At 71.6% G+C, this 20,686-nt stretch carries 15 protein-coding genes; 9 read left to right on the plus strand and 6 right to left on the minus strand.

All coding sequences use genetic code 11. The features are described 5' to 3' along the window. Window positions 1–5 precede the first annotated feature (5 nt). Together AB0E85_RS29950 and AB0E85_RS29955 are read right to left on the minus strand one after the other, a co-directional pair. Window positions 6–1,235: an NADH-ubiquinone oxidoreductase-F iron-sulfur binding region domain-containing protein gene (locus AB0E85_RS29950; RefSeq protein WP_361933554.1), complete on the minus strand. Its 1,230-nt coding sequence runs from the start codon at window positions 1,233–1,235 to the stop codon at window positions 6–8. After that, a complete protein-coding gene (locus AB0E85_RS29955) occupies window positions 1,232–1,642 on the minus strand; it encodes a hypothetical protein (protein ID WP_361933556.1) in 411 nt (136 codons plus the stop codon). The genes AB0E85_RS29950 and AB0E85_RS29955 overlap by 4 nt, the downstream gene beginning before the upstream one ends. A 336-nt stretch (window positions 1,643–1,978) precedes the next feature. On the opposite strand from AB0E85_RS29955, the gene AB0E85_RS29960 reads away from it, so the two are divergent. The 7 genes from AB0E85_RS29960 to AB0E85_RS29990 all read left to right on the plus strand — a co-directional run bounded on the left by AB0E85_RS29960 (window position 1,979) and on the right by AB0E85_RS29990 (window position 10,071). Further along, window positions 1,979–3,154 (plus strand): aromatic ring-hydroxylating dioxygenase subunit alpha, encoded by a 1,176-nt coding sequence (locus AB0E85_RS29960; RefSeq protein ID WP_361933559.1) that lies wholly within the window; start codon window positions 1,979–1,981, stop codon window positions 3,152–3,154. Between the two features lie 181 nt (window positions 3,155–3,335). Further along, complete coding sequence (locus AB0E85_RS29965) at window positions 3,336–4,460, plus strand: spermidine/putrescine ABC transporter substrate-binding protein (protein WP_361933562.1); 1,125 nt, start codon at window positions 3,336–3,338, stop codon at window positions 4,458–4,460. A 3-nt stretch (window positions 4,461–4,463) separates the two neighbouring features. Next, window positions 4,464–5,354, plus strand: a complete 891-nt coding sequence (locus tag AB0E85_RS29970) for an ABC transporter permease (protein ID WP_361933565.1) — start codon at window positions 4,464–4,466, stop codon at window positions 5,352–5,354. After that, on the plus strand, window positions 5,351–6,232 hold the full coding sequence (locus AB0E85_RS29975) for an ABC transporter permease (RefSeq protein ID WP_361933568.1): 882 nt from the start codon (window positions 5,351–5,353) through the stop codon (window positions 6,230–6,232). Before AB0E85_RS29970 ends, AB0E85_RS29975 begins: the two co-directional genes overlap by 4 nt. 3 nt (window positions 6,233–6,235) lie before the next feature. Further along, window positions 6,236–7,306, plus strand: coding sequence for an ABC transporter ATP-binding protein (locus tag AB0E85_RS29980; RefSeq protein WP_361933571.1), 1,071 nt, complete (start codon window positions 6,236–6,238; stop codon window positions 7,304–7,306). A gap of 31 nt (window positions 7,307–7,337) precedes the next feature. Then, entirely contained in the window at window positions 7,338–8,657 is a 1,320-nt protein-coding gene (locus AB0E85_RS29985; RefSeq protein ID WP_361933573.1) for an NAD(P)/FAD-dependent oxidoreductase, read from the plus strand. Next, the gene (locus AB0E85_RS29990) at window positions 8,650–10,071 is read left to right on the plus strand and encodes an aminobutyraldehyde dehydrogenase (RefSeq protein WP_361933576.1); all 1,422 of its coding nucleotides are present in this window, start codon (window positions 8,650–8,652) and stop codon (window positions 10,069–10,071) included. Before AB0E85_RS29985 ends, AB0E85_RS29990 begins: the two co-directional genes overlap by 8 nt. Window positions 10,072–10,116: 45 nt before the next feature. Here the strand turns inward: AB0E85_RS29990 and AB0E85_RS29995 are convergent, their stop codons facing one another. From AB0E85_RS29995 to AB0E85_RS30005, 3 genes are all read right to left on the minus strand, one after another. Further along, on the minus strand, window positions 10,117–12,657 hold the full coding sequence (locus tag AB0E85_RS29995; protein ID WP_361933603.1) for a SpoIIE family protein phosphatase: 2,541 nt from the start codon (window positions 12,655–12,657) through the stop codon (window positions 10,117–10,119). Window positions 12,658–12,889: 232 nt separating this feature from the next. Next, a complete protein-coding gene (locus AB0E85_RS30000) occupies window positions 12,890–16,885 on the minus strand; it encodes a HAMP domain-containing protein (RefSeq protein WP_361933579.1) in 3,996 nt (1,331 codons plus the stop codon). Window positions 16,886–17,237: 352 nt separating this feature from the next. Next, window positions 17,238–17,642, minus strand: coding sequence for an STAS domain-containing protein (locus AB0E85_RS30005; protein ID WP_361933581.1), 405 nt, complete (start codon window positions 17,640–17,642; stop codon window positions 17,238–17,240). Window positions 17,643–17,749: 107 nt separating this feature from the next. Here AB0E85_RS30005 and AB0E85_RS30010 point away from each other — a divergent pair, with 107 nt between their 5' ends. Both AB0E85_RS30010 and AB0E85_RS30015 read left to right on the plus strand, forming a co-directional pair. After that, window positions 17,750–18,079, plus strand: a complete 330-nt coding sequence (locus tag AB0E85_RS30010) for a helix-turn-helix domain-containing protein (protein WP_361933584.1) — start codon at window positions 17,750–17,752, stop codon at window positions 18,077–18,079. Between the two features lie 73 nt (window positions 18,080–18,152). Next, entirely contained in the window at window positions 18,153–19,298 is a 1,146-nt protein-coding gene (locus AB0E85_RS30015; protein ID WP_361933586.1) for an ABC transporter substrate-binding protein, read from the plus strand. Window positions 19,299–19,442: 144 nt separating this feature from the next. Here the strand turns inward: AB0E85_RS30015 and AB0E85_RS30020 are convergent, their stop codons facing one another. Beyond that, entirely contained in the window at window positions 19,443–20,579 is a 1,137-nt protein-coding gene (locus AB0E85_RS30020) for a PP2C family protein-serine/threonine phosphatase (RefSeq protein ID WP_361933589.1), read from the minus strand. Between the last annotated feature and the right edge of the window lie 107 nt (window positions 20,580–20,686).

A 20,686-nucleotide genomic window follows, 5' to 3' on the forward strand; every position in this document is an offset into this window, starting at 1 on the left:
GCGGTTCACGGCACCGGGACGGTGAAGCGGCGCCCGTCCTCGGGTACGTCGCCGTCGCAGTCGGGGCAGTCGGTGCGGCGGTGGGCGTCGAGCCGGTCGGGGAAGTGGGTGAGGAGGGTGCCGACCGTGCGGGCGGCGGCGTCGAGCAGTCCGCAGGCGCCTCGGCCCGGCAGCTGCCGCGACCAGCGGTGCAGCTTCGCGACGGCTTCGTCGCCCGCCTCGCCGCAGCCGACGGTCTCCAGCGTTCCGGCCAGGGCACGGGTGCCGGAGACGCACACCCCGCACTGGCGGGCGCTCTGCGCGGCCAGGTAGGCGACGGCCTCGGTGGCCACGGCGACCGGGCAGTCCCGCGGGCTCAGGAAGTGCAGCGCTCCGCAGCCCAGGGCTCCCCCGGCCTCGATCAGCCGCTCGTGGTCGAGGGGCAGGTCCGTCCAGCCCTCGCCGTACAGACCGCCGAAGAGTCCGCCCAGCAGGACGGCGGCGGCCGTGCCGTGGCCGCACAGGTCCGCCAGGACCTTCAGATGCGTACCGGCGGGCGCCTCGACCAACGCCATGGCACGGTCGGCGCCGCCCGAGAGCGTGACCAGGTGCCCGCCGGCGACGGCGGCGGCGGTGTCGGGACGCGAGTGGATCAGGGCGATTCGGCCAAGGGTCTCCACGTTGGCGACGAGGGTGGGAGCGCCCCCGACCCCGCTCTCGAAGGGGCGCGGCGGTTTCGCCGTGGGCAGGGCCGGGCCGCCGTCGATGCGCCGGACGACCGCTGTCTCCTCCCCCGCGACGTAGGTGTGCTCGGTCCGTACGACGTCCACGGGCAGGTCGTGGCGCCAATCGGCGAGCGCTCGCAGGACGGCCTGCTCGGCCGGTGCGTCGGAGAGGTACACCCAGCCTCGCGCGGCCCCGGTGACGGCGGCGGCGAGCCGCAGCCCGTCCAGGACGACGTGCGGCCGGTGGCGCAGCAGCCAGCGGTCCTTCACCGAGCCCGGTTCACCCTCCTCTCCGTTGGCGACGACGACGGGCGGGCGGGGCGCGTCGCGGACGGAGCGGAGCTTGACGGCGGCCGGGAAGCCGGCGCCGCCCCGGCCGCGCAGGCCGGCGGCGTCGATCAATCCGAGCAGCCGGTCCGGCGCGGGAAGCGGGCCGTAGCCGCCCCCGGCCAGGTACCGGGCGAGATCTTCGGTCCCGGCGGTCGCCGCTGTCAGGAGGCCCTCGGGGAGGAGGGAGTGCACGCCGGTCATACGGTGCTCCTGGGCTGGGAGGGGGTGCGTGATCTCAGGCGGGCGAGCGCCCGTTCCAGATCACGGCGTTGCGCGGCGGTGCGCGTGTAGCCGGCGCCGGGCAGGCCGATCAGCATGCGGTGGTGGTCGAGGACGACCTCTCCGGCGAGCAGGGCCGCCCGTGGATCGGCGGGTGTGGAACCGGCGGCGACCCGGACGACCAGGTCGGTGACCTCGCGCAGATAGCGCAGCCAGCCGCGCTGAGTGCCGCGCAGTACGAGCCGCTCGATGCGGTGCCGCTCGGCGGCGACGAGGGCGGACGGCGGGCGGCCGTCCGCCGGGGCCCGCAGGGCGGCCACCGCGGTGGGCAGTTCCTGTTCGGGCTCCGGCGTGAGACCGAGCCATACCAGGCTTCGGCGAGCGCTCATGCGTGCCTCCGGGGTCACACCGTGTCCGGACGGGCCGGAGACGGGAGTGGCGCGGCGATGACGAGGGGGGCGCTCCGGCGCCGGACGCGGAGAGCGCGTGGGGCGGGGAGCGGGCAACGGGGACGTCCGGATCCGGATGTCCGACTGCCACGAGACTAACTAACTAATCAGTCAGCTCACAAGTCTTGACTTGCCTCGGCACTGGCCCCACTCTGACTAACCAATCAGTCAGCCGAGTCACGGCAGGTCCGGGCGCTGCACCGCACCCCGCTTGCCGTCCTCACCGGCCCAGCCTCACCGCCCATCGCCGCCTCGGCGGCGCGGAGGAGGACTCCGATGAACCCCTCGACCACCCGGGCAGACACCGTCGCCGCTCCCCCACCGGAGCCGGCCCCCGATCACCCCGGGGAAGCGCTGCCCGCGCACTACTACACCGATCCGGCCGTCGCCGAGGCCGAGACAGAGGCGATCTTCGCCAAGTCCTGGCAGCTCGTCTGCCACGAATCCGACCTGCCCGGCCCCGGCGCCCGGCTGACCGGCACCGTCGCCGGCCGGGAGGTGCTGGTCGTCCGCACCGAGGACGGGAGCCTCGCCGCCCACCTCAACGTGTGCCGGCACCGCGGCACCCGCCTGGTCAGCGCCCCCGAGCCGGAGGGCAAGGCGATCCGCTGCCCGTACCACGGCTGGACCTACAAGCTGGACGGACGCCTGGTCGGCGCCCCTGAGGCCCGCCGGATCCCCTGCCTGGACAAACCCCGGCTGGGGTTGTTCCCCGTCAACGTGGAGTCCTTCCTGGGCTTCGTGTTCGTCAACCTGGACCTGGAGGCGACGCCGCTGGCCGAGACCTGCGCCGGGCTCGCCGAGGCCGTCGGCCACTACGCCGGGCCCGGACTCGTCCCGGTGGGCAAGCACCGCATTCACGACCTCGCGGACGGCGAGGAGCAGAAGGCCAACTGGAAGGTGATCGTCGACAACTACCTGGAGGGCTACCACGTCCCCGTCGCGCATCCCGCGCTCATGCGCCTGCTCGACTACGGGGCGTACACCGTGGACGTGCGGGAGAACTACGTGCTGTTCGAGTCCCCGCTGCGCGACAAGCCCTCCTCGAACTGGACCGAGCGGCTCTACCAACGGCTCGCGGCCCCGATGCCGGGACTGACCGAGGCCGACCGGCGGGTGTGGCGGTACGCCGTGATCTATCCGAACACGCTCATCGACTTCTACCCTGACCACGTGCTCGCGTGGACCGCCCTGCCGACCGCCCAGGACCGGGCGGCGATTCCGGGCGGCTTCTACACCCGCACCGGGGAGAGCCTGCGCACCCGGCTGGCCCGGCGGATCAACATCCACATCGGCTGGGAGACCAACGACGAGGACGCCGAGCTGGTGGAGCGCGTCCAGGCCGGGATGCGCACCCCGGGCTTCGAGCCGGGTCCGCTGTCACAGCGCGAGGCCGCCGTCGGCTGGTTCGCCCGCCGGGTCCGTGACGACCTTGAGCGGGACAAGCGGTGACCCTCTCCCGCACCGGGCACCCGCACGCCGCCGTACGCCCCCTCTCGGCGTTACCGCGCGCCCTCTGACACGCGCACGCACCTCCCCAGACCGGTCATCACTGCGGAATCAGGGCCTGAAGTGAGCCGACCAGCCGGTCCCGCCCTGGAGTTGTGCCGTTCCTCTACGGAGAGGACGCCTCATGTCCCCCGAGGCAATACCGCCGACCCGACGCGCCGTGCTGCGGGCGGGCGCCTGCGGCCTGCTGGGCGTCGCGGCCGGCGGCTGCGGGTTCATGCCCGCGAAGAAGCCCGACGCCGACCAGCTGGCCCCGGTCAGGGCACGCGTCGACGGCGATCTCGTGTACTTCAACTGGGCCGACTTCGTCGACCCGTCCGTCTTCAAGGGCTTCGAGAAGGAGTACGGCGTCAAGGTCGTCCAGTCGAACTTCGACTCGATGGAAGGCATGGTCGCCAAGCTCAACGCCGGCAACCGCTACGACATCATCTTCCCCACCGCCAAGTGGGCCCAGCGCCTGGTCCGCGGCGGCCGGCTGCGCCGCATCGACCGCTCCCAACTCGACAACGCGCAGGCCGTGTTCGGGACGTACGACTACTTCGCCGACCCGTGGTACGACCCCGGCTCCGCGCACACCGTGCCCTTCACCGCGTACAAGACCGGCATCGGCTGGCGACGCGACAAGATCGGTGACCTCACCGACTCCTGGCGGGACCTGTGGAGCGACCGGGCCGCCGGCAAGGTCTTCCTGCTGGACGACCGCGACGAGGTCCTCGGCATGGGCGCCCTCGCGCTCGGCCTCGACGTCAGCACCGGCGACTCCGGCGACCTCGACCGGATCACCTCCCTGCTGGGCACCCTGCGGCCACGGCTGCGCGGCTTCTCCAGCGACAGCTACAACAACCTCCTCAACGGCAACGCGCTGATCCAGCAGGCGTGGAGCGGCGACATGGCCGCCATGCTCAACCAGGCGAAGGACCCCGACGTGTTCGGCTTCCAGGCGCCCAAGGAGGGCACGGCGATCAACTCCGACTGTTACGCCATCCCCTGGAACGCCCCGCATCCCGGCACCGCCATGCTCTTCATCGACTACATGCTGCGGCCCGAGAACGTGAAGAAGAACATCGAGTACATCGGCTACCCGATGCCGGTCGCGGGCACCGAGAAGATCTACGCCGACCTGGTCGAGCCCTTCCCCGAGTGTCTCGTCACCGAGGCCGACCTCAAGGCGGACCTGTTCTTCCGCAACGGCGGCCGAGCGGCGGAGGAAGCCCGCGACGCCGCCTGGACCCATGTGAAGGCGGGCTGACCCATGGCACTCCCCCGCCCCTTCGCACGCGGACGCCGCGACACCTCCGGCAACCGGATGTGGATCTGGCTCATGCTGCCCGGCACGCTCTGGATGACCGGCTTCCTGATCGCGTCCCTGGTCCTCGTCGGCGTCCTCGCCGTCGGCACCACCGACGAGCTGGGCAACCCGCGCTTCGGCTTCGACCTGGCCGGCGTCCGCGCCCTCGCGGATCCCGCCTACACCGAGGTCATGGCCCGCTCCCTCGGCTACGCCCTGCTGACCTGTCTGATCTGCCTGCTGATCGCCTACCCGGTGGCGTACACCATCGCCCTGCACGGCGGCCGGTACAAGCACGCATTGATCGCCGCGATCGTGGTGCCGTTCTTCGCCAACTACCTGGTCCGCATGTACGGCTGGTCGGTGGTCCTCTCCGACGACGGGCCCGTGCTGCGCACCCTGCGCGCGGTGGGTCTCGCCGACGGCGGCACGAAGATCCTCAACAGCGGCCTCGGCGTCGTCGCGGGACTCGTCTACGGCTTCGTCGTCTTCATGATCATCCCGCTGTACGCGGCCCTCGAACGCCTCGACGTGTCCCTCATCGAGGCCGGCCGCGACCTCTACGGCGGGCCGGTCCGCACCTTCTTCTTCGTCACCCTGCCCGCCACCCGGCAGGGCGCGGCGGCCGGGCTCGTCCTGGTCTTCCTGCCCGCCATGGGCGACTTCGTCAGCGCACAGCTCATGGGAGGCCCGGACCAGATCATGATCGGCAACCTCATCCAGGACAAGTTCTTCCAGGGGCAGAACTGGCCGCTCGGTTCCGCGCTCACCATGCTGCTGATGCTGGTCCTGCTGATCGGGATGCTCGGCTATCTGCGGCGCACCCGCAAGGACGAGGCGGAGGCCCGACGATGACTCTGCTGCGTGCCCCCTCCCCCGCACTCCCGGAACGCACCACCGCCAAGGCCCGACCGCGCCGCGGCCGGGCGCAGCGCAGGCCCCGGGCCCTCATCGCGGTCACCGCGCTCTTCTTCGCCCTGCTCTATCTGCCCATCGCCGTCGTGGGGCTGTTCTCCTTCAACTCCCAGAAGTCGCTGACGGTGTTCGAGGGGTTCAGCCTGCGCTGGTACCGCGCCTTCGCCCAGGATGACGTCCTGCTCTCCTCGTTGGGGACCAGCCTGCGCATTTCCCTGGTGGCGATGGCCGGTTCGGTCCTCCTCGGGGTGGCACTCGCCCTCGGTCTGGTCCGCTGCCGCACCCGGCTCGGTTCACTGGCCGGCCTGATCATGCTGGTGCCGCTCATCACACCCGAGATCGTCACCGGCGTCGCCTCGATGCTCCTGTTCAAGGGGTTGGGCGTGCCCCTGTCCACCGGCACGGTGATGCTCGCCGAGATCACCTTCTCCATCTCCTACGTCACGGTCATCCTGCGGTCCCGGGTCGCCGCGCTCAACCCGGAGGTGGAGGAGGCCGCGATGGACCTCGGCGCCACCCGCTGGCAGGCGGTCCGGCTGGTGACGCTGCCGGCCCTGCTGCCCGCCGTGCTGGCGAGCGCCGTGCTGATCTTCGCGCTGGTCTTCGACGACTTCGTCCTCGCGTACTTCACCACCGGCGTCGACCCGCAGCCGCTGTCGGTGCGGATCTACTCGGCGATCCGGTTCGGCGTGCAGCCCACCATCAACGCCGTCGGCACGCTGATGCTCGCCGGATCCATCGCCCTGATCGCCCTGGCCCTGTTCATCCCGCGCCTCTTCGGCCGCCGCGGCGGCCTCGACCTCCTCTCCGGGAAGTGATCCATGGACGCGACCCCCGCCGTCCGGCTCGACGGCGTCTCCAAGCAGTACGGCGACTCCTACGCCGTGCACCGTCTCGACCTCGACATCGAGGCCGGCCACTTCTTCTCCCTGCTGGGCCCCTCCGGGTGCGGCAAGACCACCACACTCCGCATGATCGGCGGGTTCAGTGACCCCACCGACGGATCGGTGCTGCTCGGCGGCGAGGACGTGACCGCGCTGCCGCCGAACAAGCGCAACGTCAACACCGTCTTCCAGAGCTACGCGCTCTTCGACCACCTGAGCATCGCCGACAACGTGGGCTTCGGCCTCAAGCGCAAGGGCGTCGCCAAGGCCGAGATCCGGCAGCGGGTGGGCGAGATGCTGGACCTGATCCAGCTGGCCGGGCTCGCCGACCGCAAGCCGGCCACGCTCTCCGGCGGTCAGCGCCAGCGCGTCGCTCTTGCCCGCGCGCTGGTCAACCGCCCGGCCGTGCTGCTGCTCGACGAACCGCTGGCCGCGCTCGACCTGAAACTGCGCCGGCAGATGCAGGTGGAGCTGAAGCAGATCCAGCGCGAGGTCGGCATCACCTTCGTGTTCGTCACCCACGACCAGGACGAGGCACTGACCATGTCGGACCGGATCGCCGTGATGAACGAGGGCCGCATCGAGCAGTGCGGCACCCCCGAGGACATCTACGAGCACCCCGCGAGCCGCTTCGTGGCGTCCTTCATGGGGACGTCCAACCTGATGACGGGCACCTACCGGGCAGGTGCGGTCACCTTGGAGAAGGGGCCCGCCCTGCCCGTCGGCCTCCGATCCGAGATCACCGACGGGACCACGGTCAGCGTGTCCGTGCGCCCCGAGAAGATCTGGCTGTCGGACTTCGAACCGGGCATGCAGATGATGAGCGGCGTGATCCGCGAGACCGTCTACAGCGGCCCGACCACGACCTATCTGATCGAACTCGCCCCGGGCGTCAGCCTCTCCGTGCTGGAGCAGAACACGGCCCGCGCGCGTATGGAGGACCGCTGGTCCGGCGGCGAGACGGTGGAGTTCGGGTGGCGGCCGGAGCACTGTCTGGTCCTGGCCTGAGAACCCGCCCCGCACGACGAAAGCGAAGCTGATGCATCACGACGTGATCGTGCTCGGCGCGGGTCTCGCCGGGCTGAGTGCCGCCCGCGACCTGGCCGCCGCCGGCACCGACGTACTCGTCCTGGAGGCCCGGGACCGCGTCGGCGGCCGGGTGGAGCAGACCCGCACCCCGGACGGCCGCACCGTTCAACTCGGCGGTGAGGTCGTCGGCCACGGGCACACCGCCTACCTGCGACTCGCGAAGGAACTGGGCCTGGAGCTGGTTCCCAGTTACGTGGCCGAACCCGGCCGCATGACCCGGGCCACCCCGGAGGGCCGCTCGGCCGGTGAACCGCCGCACTGGTTCGGGCCCGGCGACGCGGCGCTGCACGAACGGCTCGGCGCGCAGTACACGGCGCTGGCCGCCACGGTCGCCCCGGACGACCCCTGGTCACATCCCGACGCGAGCGCTCTGGACCGGCTGTCCGTCGCCGACTGGTTGCGTTCGCAGCAGGCGACGCCCGCCGTGGTCCGCCTGTGGGACATCGGCCAACTCGCCCTGGCCGGCGGCTCCTACGAGCGGATCTCCCTGCTGGCCGCGCTCCGCAAGAGCGCGGCGGTCCCCGGCTCGGGCAGCGGCGACTACGACTACGAGGACTGGGAGGGGCTGCGCCTGGCAGACGGCTCGGCGACGCTCGCCGAGGTCATGGGGCGTGAACTGGGCCCGCGCATCCGACTGGGCTCCCCCGTCGCAGCGCTGGGCATCCGCCCCGGCGGCTGCACCGTGCGCCTGGTCACCGGCGAGACCCTGACGGCGACGGCCGTGGTGAGTGCCCTGCCCGTGGGTCCGCTGCGGTCCGTCGCGGTCAGCGGTGTCAGCGAGGCCCGGCTCGCCTCCCTGCACCGTCAACGCCACGCGACGGCAGCGAAGTTCGCCGCCGTCTACGACCGTCCCTTCTGGCGGGACGCCGGCCTGAACGGCCTGTCCGAAGCCGAGGGGGTGCTCGGCAGCACCTGGCCGCAGAACGAGGGCGTCCTGTCCGCCCTGATCCCGCCCGAGCGCTACGGCGTCCTCCTCGGCACCCCGCCCCAACTGCGCACGCCCGAACTGCTCGCCGAGATGGCCGGCATGTTCGGCGACGGGGCCCTGCGGCCCACCGCGTGCCATCTGCGGCTGTGGGGCACCGACCCGTGGACGCAGGGGTACGTCACCCAGTGGCCACCCGGCGAGGTCATGGCGGTCGGCCCCCTGCACGGCACCCATGAACCGCCGTTCTACGTCTGCGGCTCCGACCAGTGGGTCGCCGGATACATGGAGGGCGCCGTCCGCACCGGCCGCGCCGCCGCCGAGGAGGCACTGCGCCGTGGCTGACAACGACCGCCTCAACCACATCGACGGCAAGGACCTGCCGGCCGTCTCCGGCGCCACCCTGCGCCTGGTCGACCCGGCCACGGGCCTCACGCACGGCACGGCCCCGCTCTCCGGCCCCGAGGACGTGGACATGGCCTGCCTGGCCGCCGAAGAGGCCTTCCACGGCTGGTCGCTGACGACCCCGGCCGAGCGGCAGAGCGCGCTGCTGCGCATCGCCGACGCCCTGGAGAAGGAGGCCGGTGCCCTGACGGCCGCCGAGGTGGCCGACACGGGCAAACCACGCGCCCTGTTCCTGGGGGACGAACTCCCGGCGATCGTGGACGTGCTGCGGTACTTCGCCGGGGCCGCCCGGAACCTGCCGGGTACCGCCGCCGCCGAGTACACGCCCGGCCGCACCTCCGTCCTGCGGCGCGAACCGGTCGGCGTGTGCGCGCAGATCACCCCGTGGAACTACCCGCTGATGATGGCCGTCTGGAAGGTGGCGCCCGCGCTCGCCGCCGGCAACACGGTCGTCCTGAAGCCGTCCGACACCACGCCGTCGTCGGCCACGCTCCTGGCCCGGCTGGCCGCCGAACACCTGCCGCCCGGGGTGCTGAACGTGGTGTGCGGCGACCGCGACACCGGGCGGTCCCTGGTCGCCCACCCACGGGTACGGCTGGTGGCCGTCACCGGCAGTGTCCGCGCGGGACAGCAGATCGCCACCGCGGCGGCCGCCGACCTCAAGCGGCTGCACCTGGAACTCGGTGGCAACGCCCCCGTGCTGATCCACGCGGACGCCGATCTCGACGACGTGGTCGAGCAGTTGGCGTCACTGGCCTTCTACAACGCGGGGCAGGACTGCACCGCCGCGACCAGGATGCTCGTGGACCGGCGGATCCACGACAACTTCCTCGCCCGGTTCGCAGACCGGGCCGCACGGCAGCGGCCCGGTGCCCCGGACGAGGAGGGCGCCGCCTTCGGTCCGCTGGCCAACGCCGGTCAACTCGCCACCGTGAGCGGGCTGCTGGAGCGTCTGCCGGCCCATGCCGAGATCGTCACCGGAGGCGCGGCGCTGCCCCGCCCGGGCTACTTCCACCAGGCCACGGTGGTCGCCGGGGTGCGGCAGGAGGACGAGATCGTGCAGGACGAGGTGTTCGGGCCGGTCGTCACCGTCCAGCCCTTCGCCGACGAGGCCGAGGCCCTGCACCTGGCCAACGGGGTCCGCCAGGGGCTGGCCGCGAGTGTGTGGACGCGGGATCACGACCGGGCCATGCGGGCGAGCCGCGCGCTGCGGACCGGGATCGTCTGGGTGAACACCCACGGCACCACGGTGTCGGAGATGCCGCACGGCGGCGTCGGTCACTCCGGTTACGGCAGCGACCTCTCGCTCACCGGCCTGCTCGACTACACACAGGTCAAGCACGTCATGCTGTGACGGCCACCGGCAAGGCGGGCAGCGGCACGCCGGCCGCGGCGTACCTCACCCGACCCGGATGCCCACGATGCAGGTGTCGTCGTCGGTGTCCGACTTGCTGTAGGTCAGGAGGCGGTCCAGCTGCTGGTCGAGTGTGCTGGGGGCGGTGCGGGCGGTGGTCAGCAGATGGGTCAGGGACTCCTCCACAGGTCGGTCGCGGCGTTCGACCAAGCCGTCCGTGTACATCAACAGGGTGTCTTGGGGGGCCAGTTGCAGCTCGGTCTCTTCGTACACGGCCTCCGGCACCGCTCCGAGCAGCAGCCCCTTGACCAGGGGCAGGGGGTCCGCTTCGGTGTCCCGGACGAGCACGGGCGGCAGATGTCCCGCCCGGGCCCAGCGCAGCGTCCGCTTGACCGGGTCGTACAGCCCGCACACCGCGGTCGCGGTGACGGCACCCGTCAGATGGTGCGCCACGATGTTCAGCCAGGACAGCAGCTGGCCCGGCCCGGCGCCGGTCACGGCCAGGCCACGCAGCGCGTTGCGCAGGACGACCATGCTGGTGGCGGCCTCGATGCCGTGCCCGGCCACGTCCCCCACGCACAGCAGCACCTTGCGGGACGGCAGGACCACGGCGTCGTACCAGTCGCCGCCCACCAGTTGCTCGGTCTCCGCGGGCCGGTAGCGGACGGCGACCTGGAGTCCGGCCACCTGCAACGGCGCCTGAGTGGGGGGCATGATCGCGTGCTGCAACTGTAGGGTCAGCCGGTTGCGTTCGGTGGCCTGCTGCTCGGTGTGCGCCAGCTGGTCACGAGTGGCGGCGAGCGCCACCTCGGTCCAGTGCTGAGCCGAGATGTCCTGGTAGGCGCCGCGCACCAGGAGCAGCCGGTCGTCGGTGTCGAGCACCGGTTCGGCGACGATCCGGATGTGCCGGGTCACGCCGTCCGGCCGCTGCAACCGGAACGCCGCGGCCGCGGGCCGCCGGTGGTGCAGCAGCGTGCGCAGGAAGCGGCCGATGGAGACGCCGTCGTCCGGGTGTGCGTGGGCCGGCAGTTCCTCCAGGGCCACCGGGGTGCTCGTCTGCGGGCGTCCGTAGAGGTCGAAGAGCTGTCCGTTCCAGGTGATCTCACCGGTGAGCACGTTCTCCTCGAACCCGCCGATGCGGCCGAGCCGCTGGGCGTGCTGGAGCAGACTCGCCAGTCGCGCCGCCTCGTCCTCGATACGCCAGATGAGGAGCACGGACATGCCGTGGCGGCTGATGCTGATGTCGGCCACCGCCGAGAGCGGGACCTGGTCGACGAGGGCGGTGAGGTTCATGCGGCGGGCCCGGAAGGGCTCACCGGTGGCGTAGACCCGCTCGACGCGCTGGAACAACTCGCTGTCCCCGGCGGCCATCGGGTAGGCCTCCAGGAGCAGGGCGCCGTTCACGACCGCCCGTGGCCTGCCCGCCGGGTCGAGGAACCTGCTGTTGACGTGCTGGATGCGGAAGTCCACCAGGTGTCCGTCGCCGTCGAGGTGCGGCACCAGGACGAGGGCGGGGTCGTGCAGGCCGTCGGCGAGATCCATCAGCTCGGCGGCGTCCGGCAGGACACGGGGCTCGTGGGCCGCTCCCTGGGACGGCGCGTGCGTCTCCAGCGTGTGGGCGCACAGTTCGGCCAGCGCCTCGACCTGGCGCACGATCTGCGGGGGCTGGGGCGCGAGCGGCTCCGGCCAGGCGATCTCCAGCACGCCGTGGATGCGACCGCCGGTGCCGGCGGGCAGGGCGGCCCGGCCGCCGTCCGGATGGTGGTGCAGGCCGATGCTGGGCAGCCCGGTCGTGCCGAGCGAGGTGATCCACTGGCCTTCGCGCTCGATGAGGCCCCGCCGCGCCACGGTCACCACGTCCGGCGGGACGTAACGCCAGCGCGCTGCCTCGGCCGGTGAGAAGCCGGCGCTGCCCGCGAGAGTGAGCGAACCGTCGGCGCCCGCGGCCCATATGGCCACGGCCACCGCGCCGAGCGGGCGCAGCGCCTGCTCCAGCAGGGCGTCCGCGACGGCCTGGGCGTCGTCCGCCGCGAGGACGCCGCTCTCGGCCGCGCGCAGGCGTACGGCGGCCGATTCGGTCTCGGCCTCGTCGGCGGCCCGGGTGGCGGCGAGGAAGGCGTCCGTCACCTCGGACATCCGGTCCCGGGCGGCCTGGTTGATGACGTCGACGGCGAATTCCAGGGGGGTGACCTGAGCCTGCTCGGCCAACTGGGCCAGCTGCCGGGCGGCTTGGGCCGGCCCGCACTTCAGCCGCTCGACCAGGACGCCCTTGGCGAGCTCGACCAGGGCGCGCCCCTCGGCCTCGGCCTGGGCGGCCCGTACCTCCCGGCTGAGCCGTTCCACGGTGGCGGCGAGCCGGCCCACCGGGGAGGCGGGCGACAGGTCCTCGATGAGGTCGACGGGCGGGTCCTGGGAGGCCCATGACTCGCCCGGTGAGGCCCACGGCCGACCGTCGGGCGTCGCCGCGTCCTCGCCGGAAGCCGCGGCCTCCCCGTCGGAGGACTCGGACGGCGCGGCGGAGGACTCGGACGGCGCGGCGGAGGACTCGGACGGCGCGTCGGGGGTCTTCGCCTCCTCGTGGGACATCTTCGGCTCCCCGTCGGTGGCCGGGGGCACGGCGTCGGACGTCACCGACGGCGGCACGGACCCAGGCCCGGTGGCCGAGTTGCGCTCCGGCTCACCGTCCTGACCCGGTTCGCGCGGCTGCTCGGACATGCTCACGGTGTGGATGCTCCTCGGCTGGAGTGCCCTGGGGCGCGGAAGTGCAGGCGCTGCGGGGCGCCCGGTCCGCCGGTCGGCGGGCCGGGCGCCGGGGCGCTCATGCGGGCAGCCAGCGGCGGACGCAGGCCATGAGGTCGCGCGTGTCGACGGGCTTGGTGACGTAGTCGCTGGCGCCGGAGGCGAGGCTCTTGTCCCGGTCGCCCGGCATCGCCTTCGCCGTGACGGCGATGATGGGCAGCTCCGCGTACTGCGGCATCCGCCGGATCTCGGCCGTCGCGGTGTAGCCGTCCATCTCCGGCATCATCACATCCATCAGCACGAGGGCGACGTCCGGATTGTTCACCAGCGTCTCGATGCCTCTGCGCCCGTTCTCGGCGTGCAGGACGCGGAAGCCCTGCAACTCCAGGATGCCGCTCAGCGCGAAGAGGTTGCGCGCGTCGTCGTCGACGACGAGGACGGTACGGCCGGCCGAGGCGTCGTCGACGGAGGGCGGCGTCAGATGCTGCGGCCCTTCGGTCCGGACGAGGGAGAGCACGTCACCGGGCTCCTCGGCGGACAGGTGCAGGGCGATGCGCTCGCGCAGCTCGTCGAGGCTGGACAGCAGCTCCAGCGCACCGCCCGCGGAGCGGGAGCGCAGCGTCCCGTCCAGGGGCACGTCCGTGGGGTGGCTGCTGTGCACCAGCACCGGAACGCTCGTCAGTGCCGAGTCGCCCTCCAGGGCCCGGAGGAAGCGGGACGCCTCGCCGTCAGGCATGCCCAGTTCCAGGACGACGCAGTGGCACGGCTCGGACGCGAGGGCACCGGCCGCCTCGTGCGCGCCGACGGCGGTGATGATGTCGACCGCGGGCCGCTGCGCACCGTCGGCGCGGCCGTGCGCCAGATCGGCGACCACACTCTCCGCGACGAGGGTCAGCAGACCGCGCGACCGCTCCTCCACGACCAGCAGGCGCCGGGGCCGGGGGCCGGGCCCGATCTGGGGCACCGGCACCGAACCGGCCAGTCCCTGCGGCGCGGGTTCGACGGAGGCCCGTTCCAGGGGCCTGCCGTGGCTGAGCAGTTCCTCGAAGTCGGGGCGGGCCACGGGCAGGTAGAGCGTGAACGTGCTGCCCTGGCCGGGCGTGCTGTGCACCGACACGGCACCGCCCAGCAGTTGGGCGATCTCGCGGGTGATGGACAGGCCCAGGCCGGTACCGCCGTACTTGCGGCTCGTCGTGCCGTCCGCCTGCTGGAACGCGCCGAAGATCGTCTCCAGGTGCTGCTCGGGGATGCCGATGCCGGTGTCCTTGACGCGGAAGGCGACCACGGCGGCGCCCCGGACCACACCCGCGGGCACCTCGTCGTCCGAGGCGGGCTCGATGCTCAGCTCCACGCCGCCCTGCTCGGTGAACTTCACGGCGTTCGACAGGAGATTGCGCAGCACCTGGCGCAGCCGGGAGTCGTCCGTGAGCACGTCCGCGGGTGCGCCGGGAGCGGTCGTCACGGTGAACTCCAGGCTCTTCTGCGTCGTCATGGGCCGGAAGGTGGCCTCGACGTACTCGATGAGCTGCCGCAGCGTCACCCGCTCGGGCGTGACGTCCATCTTTCCGGCCTCGACCTTCGACAGGTCGAGGATGTCGTTGATCAGCTGGAGCAGATCCGACCCGGCGGAGTGGATGATCTGCGCGTACTCGACCTGCTTGGGCGTGAGGTTGCGGGACGGGTTCTGTGCCAGCAACTGGGCCAGGATGAGCAGGCTGTTGAGCGGGGTGCGCAGTTCGTGGCTCATGTTGGCCAGGAACTCCGACTTGTACTTCGAGGCCAACGACAGCTGCTGGGCGCGGGTCTCCAGTTCCTGGCGCGCCTGCTCGATCTGCAGGTTCTTCGCCTCGATGTCCCGGTTCTGCGCCACCAGCAGCGACGCCTTCTCCTCCAGTTCCGCGTTGGAGCGCTGGAGTTCCTCCTGCTGCACCTGCAACTCCGTGGAGCGTGCCTGGAGTTCGACCGTGAGGCGCTGCGACTCGACGAGCAGCTCGTCGGTGCGGGCGTTGGCCACGATGGTGTTGACGTTGACGCCGATGGTCTCCATCAGCTGCGCGAGGAAGTCCCGGTGGATCTGGGTGAAGCGGGTGACCGAGGCCAGCTCGATGACGCCGAGGACCTGGCCCTCCACGACGATGGGCAGCAGCACCAGCGCGCTCGGCACCACCTGGCCGAGGCCCGAGGAGATGGTGACGTAGCCGTCCGGCAGCTCTTCCACCATGATGGTGCGGCGGCTGCGCGCGGCCTGTCCGACCAGGGTGCGCCCGAAGGCGATGCGGGAGGGCCGGCTGCTCTCCTCCGGGTAGCCGTAGGAGCCGACGAGCCGCAGTTCGGGCCCGTCGTCGCCGTCTTCGGCCAGGTAGAAGGCCCCGTACTGGGCCGACACCAGGGGGACCAGCTCGTCCATGATCAGCTCGGCGACCACGGGCAGGTCGCGGTGGCCCTGCATCAGACTCGAGATCCGGGCGAGGTTCGTCTTGAGCCAGTCCTGCTCCTGGTTGGCCCGGGTGGTCTCGCGCAGGGACTCCACCATCGAGTTGATGTTGTCCTTGAGTTCGGCGACCTCGCCGGACGCCTCCACGTTGATCGACCGGGTCAGGTCGCCCTCGGCGACGGCGCTGGTGACCTCGGCGATGGCCCGCACCTGACGGGTCAGGTTGCCCGCCAGTTCGTTGACGTTCTCCGTCAGGCGCTTCCACGTGCCGGAGACGCCCTCGACCTCGGCCTGGCCGCCGAGCCGCCCCTCGGTGCCGACCTCGCGGGCGACGCGCGTGACCTCGTCGGCGAACGCGGACAGCTGGTCGACCATCGTGTTGATCGTCGTCTTGAGTTCGAGGATCTCGCCGCGGGCGTCCACGTCGATCTTCTTCGACAGATCGCCCCTGGCCACCGCGGTCGTCACCAGCGCGATGTTGCGCACCTGGCCGGTGAGGTTGTTGGCCATGGAGTTGACGTTGTCGGTGAGGTCCTTCCAGGTGCCGGCGACGTTCGGCACGTGGGCCTGGCCGCCGAGGCGTCCCTCGGTGCCGACCTCGCGGGCGACGCGCGTGACCTCGTCGGCGAAGGCCGACAGCGTGTCGACCATGGTGTTGATGACCTCGGCCAGCGCCGCGACCTCGCCCGCGGCCTCGACGGTGATGCGCTGCGAGAGGTCGCCGCGCGCGACGGCGGTGGCGACCTGGGCGATGGAGCGGACCTGGCCAGTCAGGTTCGAGGCCATCACGTTGACGTTGTCGGTGAGGTCCTTCCAGGTCCCCGACACACCGCGCACCTGGGCCTGGCCGCCGAGGCGGCCTTCGGTACCGACCTCGCGGGCGACGCGGGTGACCTCGTCGGCGAACGCGGACAGCTGGTCCACCATCGTGTTGATGGTGCTCTTCAGCTCCAGGATCTCGCCCCGCGCGTCCACGGTGATCTTCTGCGACAGGTCACCCTTGGCGACCGCCGTGGCCACCAGGGCGATGTTGCGGACCTGGCCCGTGAGGTTGCCCGCCATGTGGTTCACGGAGTCGGTCAGGTCGCGCCAGACCCCGGCCACACCCGGCACTTGGGCCTGCCCGCCGAGCCGTCCCTCGCTGCCGACCTCGCGGGCGACGCGGGTGACCTCGTCGGCGAACGCGGACAGCTGGTCGACCATCGTGTTGACGGTCTCCTTCAGCTGGAGGATCTCGCCGCGGGCGGGCACGTCGATCTTTTGCGAGAGGTCGCCCTTGGCCACCGCCGTGGCCACCTGGGCGATGTCGCGGACCTGGGTGGTGAGGTTGCCGGCCATGGCGTTGACCGAGTCGGTCAGGTCGGCCCAGGTGCCCGAGACCCCCGGCACCTCCGCCTGCCCGCCGAGGGTGCCCTCGGTGCCGACCTCGCGGGCCACGCGGGTGACTTCGGAGGTGAACACGGACAGCTGGTCCACCATGCCGTTGAAGACCTTGGCGATGTCGCCCATGAGGCCGTCCGCGTCGTCCGGCAGCCGGGTGCCGAAGTCCCCGTCGCGGACGGCTGTCAGGCCGGCCAGCAGTCGTCGCAACTCCTGGTCGCCCGGCACCGCATCGACGACGCCCGTGCTGTCGCTGGTCATGCGCACCCTCGTTCCGCTCCCCAAGAGTCCTCGAAACCGAGAACTCGGAACCCCCGGGCCGATGGGTGGCCCGGTTGTCGTGCAGGTATCTCCGCAGTCACGGATGTGTATGCGATGTGGAAATACGCCGCAGGTTAACCCACGTTTCAAGCCCTGAACAAAGCAGGAGCCGACGCCCTCGGCCGAACAGCGGCGCCCTGTCACGAGCCCCACGGACGGCGCCTGGATCAAGGTCTACGGCAGTGCCGCATCTGCCCGGGCGAGCCCCGCGTCCGCCGCTGCCTGACGGATCTTCCGCAGGCTATGCCGCCGGTCCTCTTCTGTGAAGAAGACGTAGACGCGCCGAGGCGGGTCAGGAGACGGCTGCATCATCGACCGACTCCCGTGTCTGAAGGAGGCTGTCGACTCCGGTGATCTCGCAGAGCCGCTGGAGCTGCGGTGACGGGGCGACCACGCGCAGGGTGCCCGCCTGGTGGGTGAGGATCAGCAGATTCAGCAGCGTGGAGTCCGCGAAGGTGATGCCGGAGGCGTCCAGGATCACCTTCGGATACGTGCCGACCGCGCTGTTCAGCGCCTCCGCCAACGGCGGGATCGAGTCCATGTCGTAGGCGCCGCGGGCGACGACGACCCAGGCACCGTGCCGTTCGTACTGCGACAGCGCAGCCCCCGGACGGGTGTGCGCGGAGGCCTGCTGCGTCAGCGGCTCGGCGGCGGTGTCACGCGTGAGCGCGGGCATGCCGGCCTGGTCCCAGGGCACCTTCGGGCTCCTTCTGTACCTCTCCCGAACGGGAGCACGTCATCTGTTGCATGAAAAGTATGTCATGTATCTACGTTCCGGCAACGGGGTCCCTTAAAATGCTGCGCATGGTCGGAGTGCCCCAGTCCCACACCGGATGGACGTTCATCACCAGCCACGCGCGCGTTCTGGCAGCCATTGCCGACAACCCGAACGCCCGCATCCGCGACATCGCCGCCCGCTGCCGGCTCACGGAGCGCGCGGTCTCGCGGATCATTTCCGATCTGGAGCAGGACGGTTACCTGTCCCACACCCGGGACGGACGCACGAACAACTACCGCATCGAGCCGGACAAGGTGCTGCGCCACCCGGCCGAAGCGGGCCTGTCCGTGGCGTCCCTGCTCTCCCTGCTCGTCCAGGACGAGACGGACCGCGTCAGGAAACCGGTCGCCCGGTAGCCGCCACCGATCCGCCCGGCAGCCGTCATCAAACCGGTTGCCTGTCGGCGGTGGGGTGTGTGCAATGACCGGCATGGCCGAACACGAGCGCCCGGCACGGCGGGACGACATACAGCCGTACGACCGGGCCCTGCCCCTCGGCGGTCCCGGCGAGTCCGTCCGGATCGGCGCTCTCGTCCCGCTGACTCGGCCCGGCTGGGTCCAGGCGGGTCAACACCTGCTCGCCGGGCTGGAATCGGCCGTTCGCGACGTCAACGACGGTGGCGGAATCGCCGGGACACCGCTCGAACTCATCGTGCGGGACACCGCGGCTGATCCGCGGAGGGCCGAGGCGGCCGTCGAGGAACTGGCCCGCCTGGGTGTGACGGCTCTGGCGGGCGAGTATCACAGCGTCGTCGCGCGCGCCGCCGCCACCCGGGCCGACGCGCTCGGCCTGCCGTTCCTCTGCTCGTCGGCGGTTCTCGACGCGCTGACCGACCGGCCGACGGACTGGGTCGCACGGCTCTCCCCGCCGCAGTCCCGTGGCTGGCAGGTCTACGCGGACTACCTCCTCGGCGCGGGCCGCGACCGGATCGCCGTGGCGGCCGAGCCGAGCCTCTACTGGGCGTCCGGCGCCCGCCTGCTGCGGGAGTACGTCACTTCGCGCGGTGGCAGCGTCGTCGAACTCGACGCCCGCGCCCTCTCCCCCGCGGCCGTGTGCGACGCGCTGGTCGAGCAGCGCGCGACAGTCCTCCTCGTGCTGGCCGGCCTTCCGGATCCGGCGGTGTCGATCGTCGGATCCGTCCGCCGCGACCCGCGCCTCGCCGAGCTCATGATCGGTGCTCCGGCCGGGCAACCCGAGTTCGCCGAGTGGACGGCGCTGCTGGGTGCCGACGGCGCCGGGATCCCCTTCCTGCGCTACCTCCCCGTGCGGCTCACTCCCCTCGGTGCACGCGTGGAGGCGGCCCTGCGCGAGCAGTTGGCCGAAGCTGCCTCCTTCGTCGCCTTCGAGGGCTACGACACGGTCACCCTCCTTGCCGAGGTGCTGCGCGCCCACGGCACGGACCGGTCCCGCATCGCGGCGGCCTGGCCGCATGCCGCAGCCGACGGCACGCGCGGGCGGATCCGGCTCTCCCGCGTGCCGGGCATCGACGTGTGGCAGTGGGCCGGGGCCCCGGTCCAGGTCGTCGACCGGGATCCGGCGCATCCCGACCGCGTGCGCGTCCTGCACACGGGCTGAGCCACGACCAGCGGCGGGGTCGGCTGCGGGAACCTGTCAGGCGAACAGATGCGGAGGGCCGGCATCACGGCAGTGGCCGCACGTGCCGATCCGGTGGTCCCGGCCTCCCGCGCGCCGCAGGAGGCCCTCCACGCGCCCCGGGATTCAGCCCTCGGGACCGAGGGCTTCCCTGTCCTGCGCGGTGGTGTGTCTCAGCGCGAGGGCCGCGATGTCGTCACCGAGCCTTCCGCCGCTGTGCCGGAGCAGATCCCGGTGCAGCCGGTCGAGCAGCTCGCGGGGGTGCTCCGTGTCCTGCCGCCGCATCCAGTCCGGCAACGGGAAGAACCGGCCGGCGTGGTCCCGGGTCTCGGACACGCCATCGGTGTAGAGCAGCAACTGCTCGCCCGGGGCGAAGGGGACGGTGTCGACCCAGTAGCGGTCACCGATGAGCGCTGCGAGGTTGAGGGGCGGGGAAGGGATGGTGGGCTCCAGGATCCGGACCTTCCCGCAATCCGCGATCAGCGGCGGCGGATGCCCGCAGTTGAGGATCAGCAGCCGGTCGCCGTCGTGCGGGATCTCGGCGAGGAGGGCCGTGGCGAAGTGCTCGGGCTGGTCCTGTACGGGAAACGCGGCGCTGTGGCGCGTGACGGTGGTCTCCAGGCGGTGGACGATGCCCAACAGGTCGGGCTCGTCGTAGGCGGCCTCCCTGAAGGAGCTGATCACCGCCGAGGCCGCCCCCACCGCGGACAGGCCCTTGCCTCGCACGTCGCCTATGAGCAACCGGACCCCGTGCGGTGTGCCGATGACCTCGTAGAAGTCGCCGCCGATCCTGGCCTGCTCCTGGGCCGCCAGATACAGCGATTCGATGTCGATGCCCTCGATGCGGCGTGGCAGGGGGCGTAGCAGCACTTTCTGGGCCGCGTCGGCGACGAGGCGGACCTGGAAGAGCGTCTCCTCCCGCTGAAGCCGGACATGACTGCCGTACGCGGCGGCCAAGGTGACGGCGATGATCGCGGCCGAGGTGTACTGCGTCCCCAGATCGGTGTGGAAGAAGCTGAGGACGATCATGAGCAGGAAGCAGAACGCCCCCAGAACCATCGTGGGGAGCACGGGCCACATCGCGGCCGCCAGGGCCGGCGCGGCGGGCAGAAGGCGGCTGAAGGCGATCTCCCTGGGTGTGGAGAACGCCAGGCCGGCGATGAGAACGGTCAGGACCAGGGGCGACAGCCTGGCGGCTTCCCATCGGCCGCTGTAGGCGGGGCGACGGCGCCACAGCCGTGCAGACGAGATCACAAAAAGCATCATATCGACCTAATCGGACACAGGGCGCGGAAGGATCATGCCTCATGCGCGAGATGGCGCGACTGACGACCGCGTCCGGACGGGTCAGGGCCACGCCGGGAGGAGGC

Origin of the sequence: Streptomyces sp. NPDC029044 (assembly GCF_040637495.1) — a bacterium.
In the GTDB taxonomy this organism is placed as follows: domain Bacteria; phylum Actinomycetota; class Actinomycetes; order Streptomycetales; family Streptomycetaceae; genus Streptomyces.

Excerpts from the sequence above, each read along its gene's own strand:
- AB0E85_RS29975 (WP_361933568.1), top strand. The coding sequence starts at position 5,351 with ATGACTCTGCTGCGTGCCCCCTCCCCCGCACTCCCGGAACGCACCACC.
- AB0E85_RS29980 (WP_361933571.1), top strand. The coding sequence starts at position 6,236 with ATGGACGCGACCCCCGCCGTCCGGCTCGACGGCGTCTCCAAGCAGTAC.
- AB0E85_RS30000 (WP_361933579.1), bottom strand. The coding sequence starts at position 16,885 with ATGACCAGCGACAGCACGGGCGTCGTCGATGCGGTGCCGGGCGACCAG.
- AB0E85_RS29995 (WP_361933603.1), bottom strand. The coding sequence starts at position 12,657 with ATGTCCCACGAGGAGGCGAAGACCCCCGACGCGCCGTCCGAGTCCTCC.
- AB0E85_RS30010 (WP_361933584.1), top strand. The coding sequence starts at position 17,750 with ATGGTCGGAGTGCCCCAGTCCCACACCGGATGGACGTTCATCACCAGC.
- AB0E85_RS29970 (WP_361933565.1), top strand. The coding sequence starts at position 4,464 with ATGGCACTCCCCCGCCCCTTCGCACGCGGACGCCGCGACACCTCCGGC.
- AB0E85_RS29955 (WP_361933556.1), bottom strand. The coding sequence starts at position 1,642 with ATGAGCGCTCGCCGAAGCCTGGTATGGCTCGGTCTCACGCCGGAGCCC.
- AB0E85_RS29985 (WP_361933573.1), top strand. The coding sequence starts at position 7,338 with ATGCATCACGACGTGATCGTGCTCGGCGCGGGTCTCGCCGGGCTGAGT.
- AB0E85_RS29960 (WP_361933559.1), top strand. The coding sequence starts at position 1,979 with ATGAACCCCTCGACCACCCGGGCAGACACCGTCGCCGCTCCCCCACCG.
- AB0E85_RS30015 (WP_361933586.1), top strand. The coding sequence starts at position 18,153 with ATGGCCGAACACGAGCGCCCGGCACGGCGGGACGACATACAGCCGTAC.
- AB0E85_RS29950 (WP_361933554.1), bottom strand. The coding sequence starts at position 1,235 with ATGACCGGCGTGCACTCCCTCCTCCCCGAGGGCCTCCTGACAGCGGCG.
- AB0E85_RS29965 (WP_361933562.1), top strand. The coding sequence starts at position 3,336 with ATGTCCCCCGAGGCAATACCGCCGACCCGACGCGCCGTGCTGCGGGCG.
- AB0E85_RS30020 (WP_361933589.1), bottom strand. The coding sequence starts at position 20,579 with ATGCTTTTTGTGATCTCGTCTGCACGGCTGTGGCGCCGTCGCCCCGCC.